The organism is Enterobacter sp. 2VL (assembly GCF_005503595.1).
Taxonomy (GTDB): domain Bacteria; phylum Pseudomonadota; class Gammaproteobacteria; order Enterobacterales; family Enterobacteriaceae; genus Enterobacter; species Enterobacter cancerogenus.
On record NZ_SCNE01000001.1, the window covers coordinates 191,537 to 207,077 of the forward strand.

General features: G+C 53.4%; 14 protein-coding genes. 5 read left to right on the forward strand and 9 right to left on the reverse strand.

The genetic code is table 11. The annotated features are described in order from the left end of the window. Positions 1-65: 65 nt before the first annotated feature. The 3 genes from rstB to rstA all read right to left on the reverse strand — a co-directional run bounded on the left by rstB (position 66) and on the right by rstA (position 3,132). Positions 66-1,364 (reverse strand): two-component system sensor histidine kinase RstB, encoded by a 1,299-nt coding sequence (gene rstB / locus FFS28_RS00985; RefSeq protein WP_137848494.1) that lies wholly within the window; start codon positions 1,362-1,364, stop codon positions 66-68. A gap of 148 nt (positions 1,365-1,512) precedes the next feature. Then, positions 1,513-1,932 carry an anti-adapter protein IraM gene (gene iraM, locus FFS28_RS00990; protein ID WP_137848495.1) on the reverse strand — a complete coding sequence of 140 codons (420 nt, stop codon included), beginning with the start codon at positions 1,930-1,932 and terminating at the stop codon, positions 1,513-1,515. Between the two features lie 483 nt (positions 1,933-2,415). After that, positions 2,416-3,132 carry a two-component system response regulator RstA gene (rstA, locus tag FFS28_RS00995; RefSeq protein WP_137848496.1) on the reverse strand — a complete coding sequence of 239 codons (717 nt, stop codon included), beginning with the start codon at positions 3,130-3,132 and terminating at the stop codon, positions 2,416-2,418. Positions 3,133-3,261: 129 nt separating this feature from the next. Here rstA and FFS28_RS01000 point away from each other — a divergent pair, with 129 nt between their 5' ends. Further along, the gene (locus FFS28_RS01000; RefSeq protein ID WP_137848497.1) at positions 3,262-3,597 is read left to right on the forward strand and encodes a GlpM family protein; all 336 of its coding nucleotides are present in this window, start codon (positions 3,262-3,264) and stop codon (positions 3,595-3,597) included. Here the strand turns inward: FFS28_RS01000 and folM are convergent. The 3 genes from folM to ydgH all read right to left on the reverse strand — a co-directional run bounded on the left by folM (position 3,594) and on the right by ydgH (position 6,867). Further along, on the reverse strand, positions 3,594-4,316 hold the full coding sequence (folM, locus tag FFS28_RS01005) for a dihydromonapterin reductase (RefSeq protein WP_101737814.1): 723 nt from the start codon (positions 4,314-4,316) through the stop codon (positions 3,594-3,596). The genes FFS28_RS01000 and folM overlap by 4 nt on opposite strands. A 39-nt stretch (positions 4,317-4,355) precedes the next feature. Beyond that, complete coding sequence (locus FFS28_RS01010) at positions 4,356-5,738, reverse strand: amino acid permease (protein WP_137848498.1); 1,383 nt, start codon at positions 5,736-5,738, stop codon at positions 4,356-4,358. Positions 5,739-5,922: 184 nt separating this feature from the next. Continuing rightward, positions 5,923-6,867 carry a DUF1471 family protein YdgH gene (gene ydgH / locus FFS28_RS01015; protein ID WP_137848499.1) on the reverse strand — a complete coding sequence of 315 codons (945 nt, stop codon included), beginning with the start codon at positions 6,865-6,867 and terminating at the stop codon, positions 5,923-5,925. Positions 6,868-7,402: 535 nt separating this feature from the next. Between ydgH and pntA the strand changes: the two genes are divergently transcribed. The 3 genes from pntA (at position 7,403) to FFS28_RS01035 (ending at position 11,548) form a co-directional block, all read left to right on the forward strand. Beyond that, the gene (pntA, locus tag FFS28_RS01025) at positions 7,403-8,932 is read left to right on the forward strand and encodes a Re/Si-specific NAD(P)(+) transhydrogenase subunit alpha (protein ID WP_137848500.1); all 1,530 of its coding nucleotides are present in this window, start codon (positions 7,403-7,405) and stop codon (positions 8,930-8,932) included. 10 nt (positions 8,933-8,942) lie between these two features. Next, positions 8,943-10,331: a Re/Si-specific NAD(P)(+) transhydrogenase subunit beta gene (pntB, locus tag FFS28_RS01030; protein ID WP_006174988.1), complete on the forward strand. Its 1,389-nt coding sequence runs from the start codon at positions 8,943-8,945 to the stop codon at positions 10,329-10,331. Between the two features lie 107 nt (positions 10,332-10,438). Continuing rightward, the gene (locus tag FFS28_RS01035) at positions 10,439-11,548 is read left to right on the forward strand and encodes a mechanosensitive ion channel family protein (RefSeq protein WP_137848501.1); all 1,110 of its coding nucleotides are present in this window, start codon (positions 10,439-10,441) and stop codon (positions 11,546-11,548) included. 40 nt (positions 11,549-11,588) lie between these two features. Here the strand turns inward: FFS28_RS01035 and uspE are convergent, their stop codons facing one another. The 3 genes from uspE to ogt form a co-directional block, all read right to left on the reverse strand. Then, positions 11,589-12,539 (reverse strand): universal stress protein UspE, encoded by a 951-nt coding sequence (uspE, locus tag FFS28_RS01040; RefSeq protein ID WP_006174990.1) that lies wholly within the window; start codon positions 12,537-12,539, stop codon positions 11,589-11,591. Positions 12,540-12,676: 137 nt separating this feature from the next. After that, positions 12,677-13,429, reverse strand: coding sequence for a fumarate/nitrate reduction transcriptional regulator Fnr (gene fnr / locus FFS28_RS01045; RefSeq protein WP_006174991.1), 753 nt, complete (start codon positions 13,427-13,429; stop codon positions 12,677-12,679). A gap of 183 nt (positions 13,430-13,612) precedes the next feature. Further along, a complete protein-coding gene (ogt, locus tag FFS28_RS01050; RefSeq protein ID WP_137848502.1) occupies positions 13,613-14,128 on the reverse strand; it encodes a methylated-DNA--[protein]-cysteine S-methyltransferase in 516 nt (171 codons plus the stop codon). Between the two features lie 825 nt (positions 14,129-14,953). Here ogt and smrA point away from each other — a divergent pair. Beyond that, on the forward strand, positions 14,954-15,517 hold the full coding sequence (gene smrA / locus FFS28_RS01055; RefSeq protein WP_137848503.1) for a DNA endonuclease SmrA: 564 nt from the start codon (positions 14,954-14,956) through the stop codon (positions 15,515-15,517). Positions 15,518-15,541 lie beyond the last annotated feature (24 nt).

Below are 15,541 nucleotides of genomic sequence, written 5' to 3' on the forward strand. Positions count from 1 at the left end.
TCATTAGTTACAACATACTTATGGTATAACACAGCACGCCCGGTCAGGCCAGCGTGCGGTTTAGGTCAGGCAGGTACGGGGAGGGGGATACTGTGGTACACCGGCCAGCTAAAGCAGAAGCGCGCGCCGCCGAGGGGGCTGTCATCGCAACGCACCGTGCCGCCCATCGCCTGCGCAATAGAGTGCACAATCGCCAGCCCCAGACCACAGCCGCCCGTGGCGCGATCGCGACTCGGATCGAGACGGACAAAGGGTTCAAAGACGTTTTCGCGCTCATCGGGGGCAATGCCAGGCCCATCGTCCTCAACCGTCAGGCTCGCCTGGTTGCCCTGCAGATCTAAACTGATTTGCAGAGTGTGCTCGCTGTAGCGCAGCGCGTTGTTCATCAGGTTATCCAGCACGCGCTCCATCAAGCGCATGTCCAGCGCACCATAATCGCCTGGCGTGACGGCGGTTAACAGTGCGCGCTGGGGATTCACGCTCTGCACATCATCAATATGCGTTTGCAGCCAGACGGGCAGGTCCGGCGTACTGAGGTTAAGTTCGTTTTGCGGACGGTCGAGCCGGGCATAGGTGAGCAGTTCCTCTATCAGCGCTTCAAGCTGGCCGATGTCGCGGTTAAGCGCCAGGGACTCCGCCTCGGTGAGGTTTTCGCTCATCTCCAGCCGGTAACGCAGGCGGACCAGCGGCGTGCGTAATTCGTGAGCAATGCCGTCGATAAGCTGCTTTTTACTCGCAATCAGCGCGTTAATGTTATCGGCCATCTGGTTAAAGGCGATCCCGAGGCGATCGAAGCTGGAGCCGCTGTCGAAGTGAATGCGCTCGGTAAAATGCCCCTCGCCAAAACGCTGCGCGGCGGTTTCAAGCTTTAGCATGTCCTGCCAGTGCGGACGCATCCAGATAAAGACCGGGAAGGCCAGCGAGATGGCAATGAACGCCAGCAGCGCCATATCCAGTAGCCGCATCTGGTGCAAAAAGTAAAGATAGGGAACCGGGCCAACGGCCAGTACGTAATGGCTGCGCGGAATGCGCTGAATGAAGGTGTACTTTTCATCAAGCGCCACGATATCGCCATCCCGCAGGCGCTGGAGGGCTGGCGCGTCTAAATCAAAATTCTTAAGCGGCTCAATGCGTAAATCAAACGACAAATTGAGATCCAGCTCTTTCAGGGTTTTCGCCCAGTCGTGAGGGGGGATTTCACGCAATTCACTTCGCATGAGGTAAAGCGAACTTTTCATTAAATCGTCCAGCGACTGTCGGCCAGCGCGTTCAGCGGTGAACTTATACACCAGCCCGACCAGCATGGTCATGACCAGGAAGCAAACAAACAGCAGCAGATAAAATTGCACAAAAAGCTTTTTCATTAATGGCACACCACCGAGAAGACGCAGATCCAGCAACCTGTGTGCTGCTATGAAAGCAGGCTTTGCGCCTGCTGACAACATTTCTGGTCTCACTGTACCCGAAGACTACGCCTCTCTTGCACTGTGCGTTTGCACCGGGACAAGGCGATTATTGTCTGTTCCGGTTCGCGCCCATAATTAATGGATTCGTCGCAAATCCGTGCGGACATTTTCGTGCGTTGCAATGCATCGCATAAGAGCATATTTCTTCGTGCTGATTTTTATTGAACGGACACGCCATCTTGTCTTTGATTTCATTCCAAAGCATTTCGTTATAAGGAGACACGTTGTATAAGGAGATAGGGCTATAAATTCCATTGATGAACACACCCTTTTTTGTTGGGTATATTCTGTCCCCTGGGTACAAATACACATCACTTTCGTACCATATGATCAGCTTCAGAAACTTAAGTCCCAAAATGCTCGAATAAACAATTCCCGTATTCGGACAAATGATTGAGCTGATTACTCTCCATGACATCGCTTTACCTCTACCATTAAAAAATTTTGAGCTTATAAGGTTTAGCATGCGATCCAGATTTCGGCAATTATATAAGTTGTTGAAAATGATCACTATTTTTTAATTTTACGGCGGTTGTCCTTTGTTTTCATAGGGATAACAATAAAGCCAGGTTTAAGTGCTTACAAAAATTTAACGATTTTATGAATTGAATGCCTGAATTTTGATCGATAAATTTGAAAAGCGAATGCAAAATATATTCTTTGCTAAAACATCAATTCATTAGATATTCTTTCGCTTGCGTTAAGGAGCATGCGGATAATAGACAGGTATTGTTACTTCTGTTGCGGTTTTGTCGAGGTAATATAGGTTGGCTTTAGGACTAATCTTACCGTGAAGTGATGGTTTCGCGCGGAAATATTTTGCCTTGCGGAGCATGAAAACCGGTTTTCTTGAACATGCTGGCCTGTGCGAGACCGGCTGATTAAGAGATGAAAACTGCAAATGCGCATTCAAAATGCGTAGATTCTGAATGCGCTGAAATAAGCGGGATCAGGTTTCCCAGGCATGCGGGGCAAAAAGATAGCCTTTATTGCGCACGGTTTTAATGCGGTAAGGTTCAGTGGCGTTATCCAGCAATTTCTTGCGCAGGCGTGAAATGGCCACGTCCACACTGCGGTCCATTCCGTCGTAACTGACGCCGCGCAGATTTTTAAGCAACGCATCGCGGTCCATGATCTGCCCGGCGTGTGTCGCCAGCTCCCAGAGCAGGTCAAAATCTGCGGTTGAGAGGGCGATTGGCTCTCCGGAAAGCAGTACCTGACGATTGACGGGGTCGATAGAGAGCGTACCGAAACGCATCGCCTTATGCGGCGCCAGGGATGAGGCAGGCGCTTCGCGTTCATTGCTGGCTCGCTGGCGAAGATGAAGGCGCAGGCGCGCGAGCAGCACGGCTGGCGGCGTCGTTTTGAGGATATAGTCATTAGCCCCCATCTCCAGCGACAAAATGTGGTTCATGTCACTGTCGAGCGAGGTCAGCAAGACGATAGGGCCGTCCCATTGTGCACGCAGATCCCGGCACAGCGTCATGCCGTCCTTGCCGGGGAGCATGATGTCCAGCAGCACTAAATCGGGGTTTTCTCGCAAGATCACCTCTTCGGCGCGGTCGCCGCGAGGCTCAACAATGACGTCCATATCATGTTTACCCAGATAAGCGGCAATCAGTTGCCCGACTTCGGGTTCATCCTCTACATAAACAATCTTATTCATACTGCGTCTGTTATCGCGAAAAAAGCCAACATACACCGCACAACCTTAACCTTCCATATACTCTTTCACTATTAACGCCAGTTTCGTTATTCTGCCTGACATTGTTACTTGAATGTTATAGGAAAAAGTATGGGGCTGGTGATGAAGGCTGCGCTGGGTGCGCTGGTGGTGTTATTGATTGGTGTGCTGGCAAAAACGAAGAATTACTACATTGCCGGGTTAATTCCCCTGTTTCCGACCTTTGCGCTGATCGCGCACTATATCGTCGCCACCGAGCGGGGCAATGACGCGCTGCGCAGTACAATTGTTTTCGGGATGTGGTCGATTATCCCTTATTTCCTCTACCTGCTGTCGCTGTGGTATTTCACCGGCTTTATTCGTCTCCCTCTGGCGCTGAGCGGGGCAGTGGTATGCTGGGCGCTCAGCGCCTGGGTGCTGATCTTCTTCTGGAGCCGCTTCCACTAGCGTAGCGGGCGTCCACCGTCCACCGCAAAGGTTCTGCCAGTGACGTAGCAGCTGGTGAGCAGATAATCGATAAGGTCGATGATCTCTTTTTCACCCGGCGCAATTTTCATCAGCGACTTATTTAGCGCCTGCTGGCGGTACTCAGCGTCGTCACCCTCATTGAACAAAATCATCGACGGGGCGATGGCGTTAACTTTGACTTCGGGGGCCAGCTTGCGGGCAAACGAACGTGTCATGTTATCCAGCGCCGCCTTGCTTGCCGCATAGGCAATATGCTTGTCGCTACCACGCTCTACGACGTAATCGGTGAAGTGGATAATGTCACCCGCGGCATGTCCATGGCCGCGCAGTAAATCCTGCAACGCGTGGTTGAGCAGATACGGGGCGTTGACGTGGATTTGCATCATGCAGGAGAGCGTGTCGCTGAGCGATGTACCGGGCTTTTCAGCAAGCCACGCGCTGGCGTTATGAATGATGGCGCGCAGACCCTGAGTGGTTGATTTCACCGTCTGAGCAAAGGCCAGTATTCCCTCGTCGGTCGAGAAATCTGCCTGGATGCAAATTGCCCCGGCTTTTCTCAGCTCCTCAATCGAGGGATATTCGTTGCGGTAGCTCACGATCACCGGCTGGTGGAGGTTCAGGAAATGATGGGCGAGGGCGAGGCCGATGCGACGGCCTGCGCCGGTAATCAGTATTGGGCGATGCGGTGTTTGTCCCATCGTGTTCTCCTTTACAGTTCAACAACGGGACAAACAGCGTTATCCCATTAACATCCACGTTGCCGGTACGGCAGCCACTAACAGTAGCCCGATCAGCACCATCTCGCGGCGTTTGAGCGCATTATCGAGCTGATGGGTACTACGCGCGTAGATAAACACCAGCAGACCCGGTGCATACAGCACCACCGACAGCAGCAGGTGCATAGGACCGGAAGCATACAACAGCCACAGGCCGTAGAGACAGGCTCCGACGCCTACCGCATAGTGAGCCGGACGGCTGGCAATTTTCAACAAATACGCACCCACTAAGAAATAGGGTACCAGAATCATTTCAGAGGCGATGGTCAGGAGGGTGTTATAGTCTGAACCTGTGAGCCAGATCAGCACCAGACAGACCTGCACGCTAATGTTTGTCAGCCAAAGCGATGCCGATGGCGCATTGTTCTTATTCTGACGGGCAAAAAGACGCGGGAACGCTTTGTGCGTTGCGGCCAGGAATGGCACTTCTGCCGCCATAATCGTCCAGCTCAGATATGCCCCGCAGACCGAGACAATCAGCCCGGCTGCGATGACCACATCACCCCATGGACCGAGCATTTTGACCATCAGGCCCGCCATCGACGGATTACGCATCCCGGCCAGTTCCGGGCGAGCAACCACGCCAAGCGACAGGAGCGTTACCAGAAGATAGACGCCCAATGCCGCCAGTACGGCCAGCAGGGTAGCGCGACCAACATCGCGCTTGTTACGCGCCCGCGCAGAGACCACCACCGCACCTTCAACACCGATAAACACCCACAGGGTAATCAGCATGGTGTTTTTCACCTGCTCCCAGACGGGCACGCCGAGCGCAACGCCGGAGAAATCGAGCGTGAAAACGTCCAGACGAAACGCGATAAACGCCAGGACAACAAACAGGCCAAGCGGCACCAGCTTCGCCAGCGTCGCGACCAGGTTGATGCTGGCCGCGGTTTGAACGCCGCGCAGTACCAGCCAGTGGACCACCCACAGCAGAACCGAGGCACCGACAATGGATTGCCAGGTGTTCCCGTCGCCGAACAGACGCAGTTCTGGCGTATCGGTAAAGAAACTGAGGGCAGAGAAGACGATCACCAGATAGGAGACGTTAGCGATGACCGCACACAGCCAGTAGCCCCATGCGGAACAGAAGCCAATCAGCTCCCCGAAGCCTTCGCGTGCATAGGTGAATATCCCGCCGTCCAGGTCCGGTCGGATACGCGTCAGCAACAACATGGCAAAGGCCAGCAATAATATCCCGACCCCGGTGATGCCCCAGCCAATCAACAGTGCCGCAGGGCCTGCGACCGCCGCCATATTCTGCGGCAAACTGAATACGCCCGCGCCCAGCATTGAGCTCAATACGAGTGCAGTTAAAGCACTCAGGCCAAGTTTCTTTTCCATTGGCTTCCTGTTATGAAAGGTCCAAATCCAGAATAATTATTTCGCTAAGGCGCATAAAAATGGTGGATCACACTAAGGCGCGGGATTTTACGGAGTGTCACGAATGCATGCAATGATGTGCGGCAGAAATTCGAAAAAAAGTAACAAAAAAGGCGGCTAGCGCCGCCTTTGCTAAACCCTTTACTTACTTGTACAGGTCGGCGCTTATGGTCACGTTGTTACCACGTTCCTGCCACTGGCGGGTGATGTGGTAATACTTGGCCCCTTTCTTCGCGGCACGCTTCGCCACCTGATAAGAGACTTCCGTCATGTTGCCGTAGTTGCCGGTGAATTTGACGCTGTCGAACGGCACCATCTGTGCAGCAGTGGCGTTGTTCAGCTCTTCAATTTTTGTTCCATCCGGCAGCGTGACAGCGTAACGTCCACCTTTAGTGGTTTGCGTTTCAAAGAAACGACCCACTTCAGCGCTTGGGGCTGCAGAGGTAGCAACGCCCGGGATTTCGACTTTCTTCGCCTCTTCGCCGCCTTTCGCCAGCGCTGCGCGACCGGCATCAGAATCAGCAGGGATGGCATCCGGGCTTTGCAGTACGCGTTTTTTCGCATCTTGTTTATAGATGAATGCGGTGATGCGCTGGTTGCCGCCCTGGTTGGCATCGACCTGACGCACGATATAGAACGCGTAAGCCCCTTTCGCTTTCGCCGCTTTGGTGATGACATCATTCACCTCAGGCTGGCTGCGATAGAAGCCCTGAACGGTAACGGTGTCGTAAGGCTCAAGCTCAATCGCCTGATCTTTTGGCAGCTCAACGATACCGTTAATGACGCGGTTTGTCGGCGCGTCCGCTTTCGGGGCATCTTCTTTGAACAGCGCAATGGTCACGCGCTGGTTGCCGCTGTTGCCCTGATCGGATTGATCAAGAACGTAAAACGAGGCTGCGCCTTTTTTATCGGCGGCTTTTGATGCGGCGGCAACGGCGTCGCCAATGGAGTTGTAACGACCCACAATGACCGTCTGGTCAAAAGGTTTTAACGCTGCCGCTTGCTCCGGCGTTAACTCTGTCGCGGCATTCGCAGACAGGGCGGTCGCAGAAAGAAGTGCGGACGCCAGGAGTGTGTTCTTAAGCTTCATAAAAATAATCCTTCGCCTTGCGCAAACCATGTACTGGTATTGTTGTTAATTTGAGACGGTTCCGATTATGGCATTTAAAACCCGTCGCTGTCTGCGCCATTTTTCACAGCCTGTGCTCACGGCGTGACCCAATTCGATAACATTTAGTGATATGTTGAAAAAACAGACGTTTGACAAGCAAAACTGATAAAGCATATGACTTTTACAAGTTAATTTAATGTTAATAAGTTGTTCTCTTATGGCGCTATATCATGTTTTTACCGCTTCGCTTGCGCGATTTATCGGTCTTCGCGATGAATTTAAGGTAAATATCCCTGTCAGTGACGCCGATCGCTTATTTTTGACAGATAAAATAAGAAATAGTGTTTTATGGCGGTAGATCACAGGCGCTATTTTCAGTAGGTTATAGAAAGTTTGTTACTGTTTTATTTTCCGGGGTGATTCATTTTTCGACGCTATGTCGGTGGCGAAAAATGATACAAGCCGCGGTCATTTATCGACAAACCATCATCAATAACCGATGGAAGGGAAAACTATGCGTATTGGGGTACCAAAAGAACGGTTAGCCAATGAGACCCGCGTAGCGGCAACACCGAAGACGGTGGAGCAACTGCTTAAACTGGGTTTTACCGTCGCGGTTGAACGCGGCGCGGGCAAGCTGGCAAGTTTCGATGACGAGGCCTTTATTCAGGCTGGCGCAGAAGTCGTAGACGGCGCGGAAGTCTGGCAATCACCAATCATTCTCAAGGTGAATGCACCTGAAGAGAGTGAGATCGGGCTGCTTAACGCGGGCACGACGCTGGTGAGCTTCCTCTGGCCTGCTCAGAATCCGGAACTGATGGAGAAACTGGCCGCACGCGGTGTGACCGTAATGGCGATGGACTCTGTGCCACGCATCTCACGCGCGCAGTCGCTGGATGCCTTAAGTTCGATGGCCAACATCGCCGGTTACCGCGCGATCGTCGAAGCCGCTCACGAATTTGGTCGCTTCTTTACCGGTCAGATCACCGCTGCGGGCAAAGTGCCGCCAGCAAAAGTGATGGTGATTGGTGCGGGCGTGGCGGGCCTGGCAGCAATCGGGGCAGCCAACAGCCTCGGCGCTATCGTCCGTGCGTTTGATACCCGTCCGGAAGTGAAAGAACAGGTACAAAGTATGGGTGCCGAATTCCTTGAGCTGGACTTCAAGGAAGAGGCGGGCAGCGGTGACGGCTACGCGAAGGTAATGTCCGAAGCCTTTATCAAGGCGGAAATGGCGCTCTTTGCCGCGCAGGCAAAAGAGGTCGATATTATCGTCACCACCGCGCTGATTCCGGGTAAACCAGCACCGAAGCTGATCACCCGTGAAATGGTCGACAGCATGAACCCGGGCAGCGTGATCGTCGATCTGGCCGCGCAGAACGGCGGGAACTGTGAATACACCGTGCCGAATCAGGTCATCACCACGGCCAACGGCGTGAAGGTGATCGGCTATACCGATCTGCCGGGCCGACTGCCAACGCAGTCTTCCCAGCTTTACGGCACCAACCTCGTTAACCTGCTGAAGCTGCTCTGCAAAGAGAAAGACGGCAACATCACCGTTGATTTCGACGATGTGGTGGTGCGCGGCGTCACGGTGGTACGCGACGGTGAAATCACCTGGCCTGCACCACCGATTCAGGTTTCCGCCCAGCCTCAGGCCGCCCCTAAAGCCGCGCCTGAGCCTGTAGAGCCCGCAAAACCGGCCTCGCCGTGGCGCAAATACGCGATCATGGCGCTGGTGATTATTCTGTTTGGCTGGCTGGCCGACGTTGCGCCGAAAGAGTTCCTCGGCCACTTCACCGTCTTCGCGCTCTCCTGCGTGGTGGGTTACTACGTGGTGTGGAACGTCTCCCATGCGCTGCATACGCCGCTGATGTCCGTTACCAACGCCATCTCGGGGATCATTGTGGTGGGGGCATTACTGCAAATTGGTCACGGCGGCTGGATCAGCTTCCTGAGCTTTATCGCGGTGCTGATCGCCAGTATCAATATTTTCGGTGGTTTCACCGTCACTCAGCGCATGCTGAAAATGTTTCGTAAAGGCTAAGGGGTAGCATATGTCTGGAGGATTAGTAACAGCCGCATACATTGTTGCTGCAATCCTGTTTATTTTCAGTCTGGCGGGGCTTTCCAAACACGAAACCTCTCAGCAGGGAAATAATTTTGGTATCGCCGGGATGGCGATTGCGCTGATTGCCACCATCTTCGGGCCGGATACCGGCAACGTTGCGTGGATCCTGGTGGCGATGATCATCGGCGGGGCGATTGGTATTCGCCTGGCAAAACGCGTTGAAATGACCGAAATGCCAGAGCTGGTGGCGATCCTGCACAGCTTTGTCGGGCTGGCGGCGGTGCTGGTGGGCTTCAACAGCTACCTGTATCACGAACCGGGGATGGAGCCGATTCTGGTAAACATTCACCTGACCGAAGTGTTCCTTGGGATCTTCATCGGTGCGGTCACCTTTACCGGTTCAATTGTGGCCTTTGGCAAACTGCGCGGCAAAATTTCCTCAAAACCGCTGATGTTGCCTAACCGTCACAAACTGAACCTGGCGGCGCTGGTCGTATCCTTTGTGTTGCTGCTGATCTTCGTGCAGACCGAAAGCGTGGGCGTGCAGGTTCTGGCGCTGCTGGTGATGACTATCATCGCGCTGGCGTTTGGCTGGCATCTGGTGGCCTCCATCGGTGGGGCAGATATGCCGGTCGTGGTATCGATGCTGAACTCCTATTCGGGCTGGGCAGCGGCAGCGGCGGGCTTTATGTTAAGCAACGACCTGCTGATCGTCACCGGTGCGCTGGTGGGTTCTTCCGGTGCGATCCTGTCCTACATCATGTGTAAAGCGATGAACCGCTCGTTTATCAGCGTCATCGCGGGTGGCTTTGGTACTGACGGTTCTTCTACCGGTTCTGATGAAGAAGTGGGCGAGCACCGCGAGATTTCCGCAGAAGACACCGCAGAGATGCTGAAAAACGCCCATTCGGTGATCATCACCCCGGGCTACGGCATGGCGGTTGCACAGGCACAGTACCCGGTGGCGGAAATCACCGAGAGGCTGCGCGCGCGCGGGATCAAGGTTCGCTTTGGGATTCACCCGGTCGCCGGGCGTCTGCCGGGCCACATGAACGTGCTGCTGGCGGAAGCCAAGGTGCCTTACGACATCGTGCTGGAGATGGATGAAATCAACGATGATTTCGCCGATACCGACACCGTGCTGGTAATTGGCGCTAACGACACCGTAAACCCGGCAGCGCAGGACGATCCGCGTAGTCCGATTGCCGGTATGCCGGTTCTGGAAGTGTGGAAGGCACAGAACGTCATTGTCTTTAAACGCTCAATGAACACCGGCTATGCTGGCGTACAGAACCCGCTGTTCTTCAAAGAGAACACCCATATGCTGTTTGGCGACGCCAAGGCCAGCGTGGATGCGATTCTGAAAGCGCTGTAATTCTGCTTCATCCTGACAAACCGCCCTCAGGGGCGGTTTTCTTATTTCTGCGGCCAGCTTTTCTCCTCTGTCTATACTTTACCCTTTGTGTAATATGAGGAGGTGTAATGCGATTTTTGTCCCGCTTCGACATCATCGAGCTGATGATGACGCCGTCTTTCTGGATAGGCGTCGCCACGGTGGTCTTTGTGACGCTGCTGGTGTACTGGCTGCTGACGCGCCTGATCGCCTTCGTAAAGAAAGGGATCACCACCTGGGGCGACAAGCACCCCACCACCAATCGGATGCGCTTTATCCTGACGGACATGCTTAACCGCACCAGCCGCATCTTGCTGTTTATCGTGGCACTGTTGTTCAGCCTGCGTTTCATCGACTTACCCGACCATCTCTTTGGCACCGTGAGCCACGCCTGGTTCCTGGTCTTCGCGATCCAGGTGGCGCTATGGATGGATAAGGGGGTGGTGTCGTGGCTTCATCACGTCATGCTGGTGCCGGGGAGCCATAAAAATCCGGTGACGCTGGTGATCACGGGGCTTATCCTCCGTGCCATTGTCTGGTCAGTGATGCTGCTGTCTATTCTTGCTAACGCGGGCGTCAACATCACTGCTCTGGTTGCCAGCCTTGGGGTAGGGGGTATTGCCATCGCCCTCGCGGTGCAGACAATCCTGAGCGATGTCTTTGCCTCACTGTCTATCGGTTTTGATAAACCCTTCGAAATTGGCGATTTTGTGGTGTTCAACGATGTCGCGGGGACGGTAGAGCACATTGGTCTGAAAACCACCCGTATCCGCAGCCTGAGCGGGGAGCAGATTGTCTGCGGAAACGCCATCCTGCTGCAACAGACGCTGCATAACTATAAGCGTATGCAAACGCGGCGAATCGTTTTTACCTTCGGTGTCGCCAGCGATACGGCGCCGGACAAACTGCGTTCTGTCGGTGAGATGGTCAAACAGATTATTACCGACGTCGGTGAGACGAAGTTTGACCGCGCCCATTTCCTGGGCTTCGATCGCGATCGCCTGACCTTTGAGGTGGTCCATATCGTTGATACAGCGGATTACAATAAATACATGGATATTCAGCAGGAGATTAATATCCGTATTCTGGAGGGGCTGAACCAGCAGGAGATCAAGCTGGCGCTGCCGAGCATGGTTCTCCACGCGCCCTGGATGGATGCCGTAGACGAGGCACCTGCGCAACGGTTGAGCGAAGCGTAATAAAAAAGCCCGCCTTTACCGGCGGGCTTTTATTTAGGGGTCAATCGTCTTCTTCATCGTCCAGTTCAACCGGCGTCTGATACTCATCCGGTTTAATGACCAGCAGGTCACAGCGCAGATGGTCGATCACCTGTTCGGCGGTATTACCCAGGAAGGCGGCAGAAATACCGGTGCGGCCAATGGTCCCCAGCACCACAATCCCGGCCTGCAGATGCTCGGCAAGGTCAGGAATAACCTCTTCAGGCAACCCTTTTTCAACGTGGGTCATTTTCTCATCGATGCTGAATTTCTGACGCAACGCTTTCATCGCCAGCAGATGCTGACCGCGGATCGCGTCGTTATAGACGCTGGGATCAAATTCAGGCAGCTCGATGGCAATATTGATCGGCGTGACGGGATACGCGCCTACCAGGTGTACCTCGGTATGGTTGACCTGTTCGGCGAGGTGAAGCGTCTCTTTTACCAGCTTCTCGTTAAGGGAATTATGATAATCCTCTTCGCTTGCCAGGTTGACCGCCACGACAGCTTTCCCGCCTTCCGGCCACGGCTGGTCCTTCACCATCCATACCGGGCAAGGGCATTTACGCAGCAGGTGCCAGTCGGTAGGGGTAAAGATCACAGATTCGAGCTTGTCGTGCTGGTGCGTCATTTTCAGCAGGAGATCGTGCCCACCGGCGATCACTTCCTGGATAATGGCTTCGAAGGGACGGTTGTGCCAGACCACTTTGATGTCGATGGGAACGCCCGCGTCCAGGTAATATTTTGCCTGTTCGCGGATCCACGCGGTACGCTGGCCGATCACGCCCTGACGCATCGCGGTACGCTCGTCAGGGGACAGAAGGGTGGTCATCTCATACGAGAAGTCGTAGATCGGCAAAAACGCTTTAATTTTGCCGCCAATCCGTTGATGTAAATACACAGCACGCCGTAAAGCGGGTTGATCGTCCTGGTTAGGATCGATGGCCACCAGCATGTTTTGATACTTTGCCATACAGGTCTCCTTACAACTGTCACCACAGTCTGTAATTAAAAGAGTAACCTATATATGTTGAATGAAACAGGGGGGAGAGTTTTGCCAGATCAATAATTACGAAGATTTATCGATCTGGCAGGCGTCGTGCGAAGCGGTTACGCCACGTTGCGGGCGTGTCCGGCGAGGACCGCCAGCGCTTCACCGTTTTCGATGGTGATGTATTTGCCTTTTACCGCCAGCATGCCGCTTTTCTGGAAACGACCCAGCAGGCGGCTGATGGTTTCAACGGTCAGACCGAGGTAGTTACCGATATCGCCGCGCGTCATCGTCAGACGGAATTCGCGTGGGGAGAAACCACGTTCTGCGAAACGACGGGAGAGGTTATAGATAAACGCAGCCAGGCGCTCTTCTGCATTCTTTTTAGAAAGCAGCAGGATCATATCCTGGTCGCCTTTGATCTCACCGCTCATCAGACGCATCATCTGCTGGCGCAGGTTAGGCATCTTCCCGGACAGGTCGTCCAGCGTTTCGAACGGGATTTCGCAAACCATAGAGGTTTCCAGCGCCTGAGCAAAGCTCGGGTGGTGGCCAGTACCGATGGCATCAAAGCCTACCAGGTCGCCCGCCAGATGGAAGCCGGTGATCTGCTCATCGCCTTGCTCGGTGATGGTGTAGCTTTTAATGGTGCCAGAGCGGATAGCATAGAGCGATTTCAGTTCGTCTCCCGCTTTAAACAGCGTCTGCCCTTTCTGAATCGGCTTTTTGCGCTCGATGATATTATCAAGCTGATCGAGTTCATGCTCATTCAGAGTAAACGGGATACAGAGCTGGCTGATGCTGCAATCCTGGCAATGGATAGCACAACCGCCAGACTGAATGCGTCGTATAATTCGCTTTTCCGGGATCATAGGTTTGCTCAAGCCTTAATTGATATTGGTCAATTTTAACATCTTTTTGGTAAGTACGTAAGCCTGACAAACGACCAATAAACACAAGAGACGCCAACGTGTTGCCATCTTCTTGAAATTCCACAGCTTGATTATGGATTTTTAGCCTAACCGGAAGAAAATTAAGCACTAAAAGCCTGGTTTCTACAGCAAAAGATACCCTTCGTGACGCAGTAACCACTCCTTACGCTGCACGCCACCGGCATAGCCCGTCATGGTGCCGTTGCGTCCGATGACGCGATGGCAGGGAACCACAATACTGACAGGATTCGAGCCGTTAGCGGCACCCACCGCGCGTGCTGCGCCCGCACGACCGAGCTGCTCCGCGAGTTGGCCGTAGTGCATGACCTGCCCGCAGGGAATAGACCGCAGCGCCTGCCAGACTTCGCGCTGGAAGGGCGTTCCGCCCGTGGCGGTAGGCAGGTCGTTGATGATGTCGAGTTCGCCTTCGAACCAGGCGGTAAGTTTATCGCTGAGGCCACCCGGGTTGGTGGCAGATACACGCTCATAACCCTGCGCGCGGTAATGGATGTTAAGCAACGCTTCCATACGGTCGCTGTGCTCTTCCCATTCAACGGTGCGCAGATGGTATTGCTCATCCGCAATCACCCACAGCGGCCCGAGGGGCGTCGCAATTTTATCTTCGAGTAATCTCAGCATCTTCAGTCCTTCGTCCGTATGCGGTCCAGGCGGCAGGACGACAAGATACCATGCCAGTTGCCTCACCAGCCATACCCCTAAAAAGATACGCCGTCATGATGAGGCCAGCGAATTGGAGGTACTCTGCCTGACGGGCAGTCATCAATTACCCCATGTCAGCACGATTGCTGATTAATATGAGGCAGAGCGAGTTAATGTATAAGCAGGCGTTTATCGGAAAGGATATCCGGCTTCAGAAGACGATTGCGTAATATGCATTTGCTTATAAGCGAGCAAGGGAGAGGTTATTTGTCATAATGCGGAAAATGTATTTAACGCGCTAAGAATAATGCGTATCGGTATTATTTGCGAATCATTTTCATTTGTCTCGATTCTTATGACACGAAACCCTGTACTGCGCGGGTGCCAGGCAGAGCCCCGCATAGCGCTATAAAAAGCCAATAAAGAGTGTCGAAATAAAATAAGTAAAAAAAACAGAGCCTGTCCGACATCAGACAGACCCTATAGTACACACAGCAGTGCGTCCATTCGCAAGTCCCGCATGTTTTATTCCTTCGGCAGGTCTGATCAGTTATAACAGTTTTCCGCTAAAAAGATAGAGAGAGTAGTGATTGATTTCACGATTTTTTAACTGAAATTTATCATTTCATTAGCGCTGAAATTTTAGTTAAGTTTACTTAAATTATTTAGTGAACGGTTATTTAATATATTCACCAAAATTATATTTGCCCGATGAAGGATCGGTGAAATCCGCCAAAAGCGGAAGATTGAGGCCCGCGACTGGCGCAGGTATAGTAGATGTTCAGATGCAGCCGGAGAATTTCCATGAATCCTGAAGATAAATCCCTTTTCTTAGACGCCATGGAAGATGTCCAGCCCCTGAAACGCTGTGCGGACATACACTGGCAGGCCAACCGCAACACGCGGGAGCGGCAGGATATTGATACCGAGCAGCTGGATAACTTTCTGACGCTTGGGTTCCTGGAACTGCTTCCGCTTGAGGAGCCGCTGGCGTTTAAGCGTGATGGGGTCCAGCAGGGCGTGATTGAGAAACTGCGTGCGGGGAAATACTCCCGTCAGGCCAGCCTGACCCTGCTGCGCCAGCCCGTCGAACGCTGCCGCCAGATGCTCTATTCCTTTATTCGCCAGGCCGGTCGCGATGGCTTGCGCAATCTGATTATCATCCACGGTAAAGGGCGCGAGCAAAACGCCCATCCCAACGTGGTGCGCAGCTATCTGGCGCGCTGGTTGACCGAATTCGACGACGTGCAGGCATTCTGTGAAGCGCAACCGCACCACGGCGGCAGCGGGGCGTGTTACGTCTCGCTGCGCAAATCCGAAGAGGCGAAGCACGAAAACTGGGAACGTCACGCCAAGCGTAGCCGCTAGCGCAGGGCTCGGAGCGGGGCATGC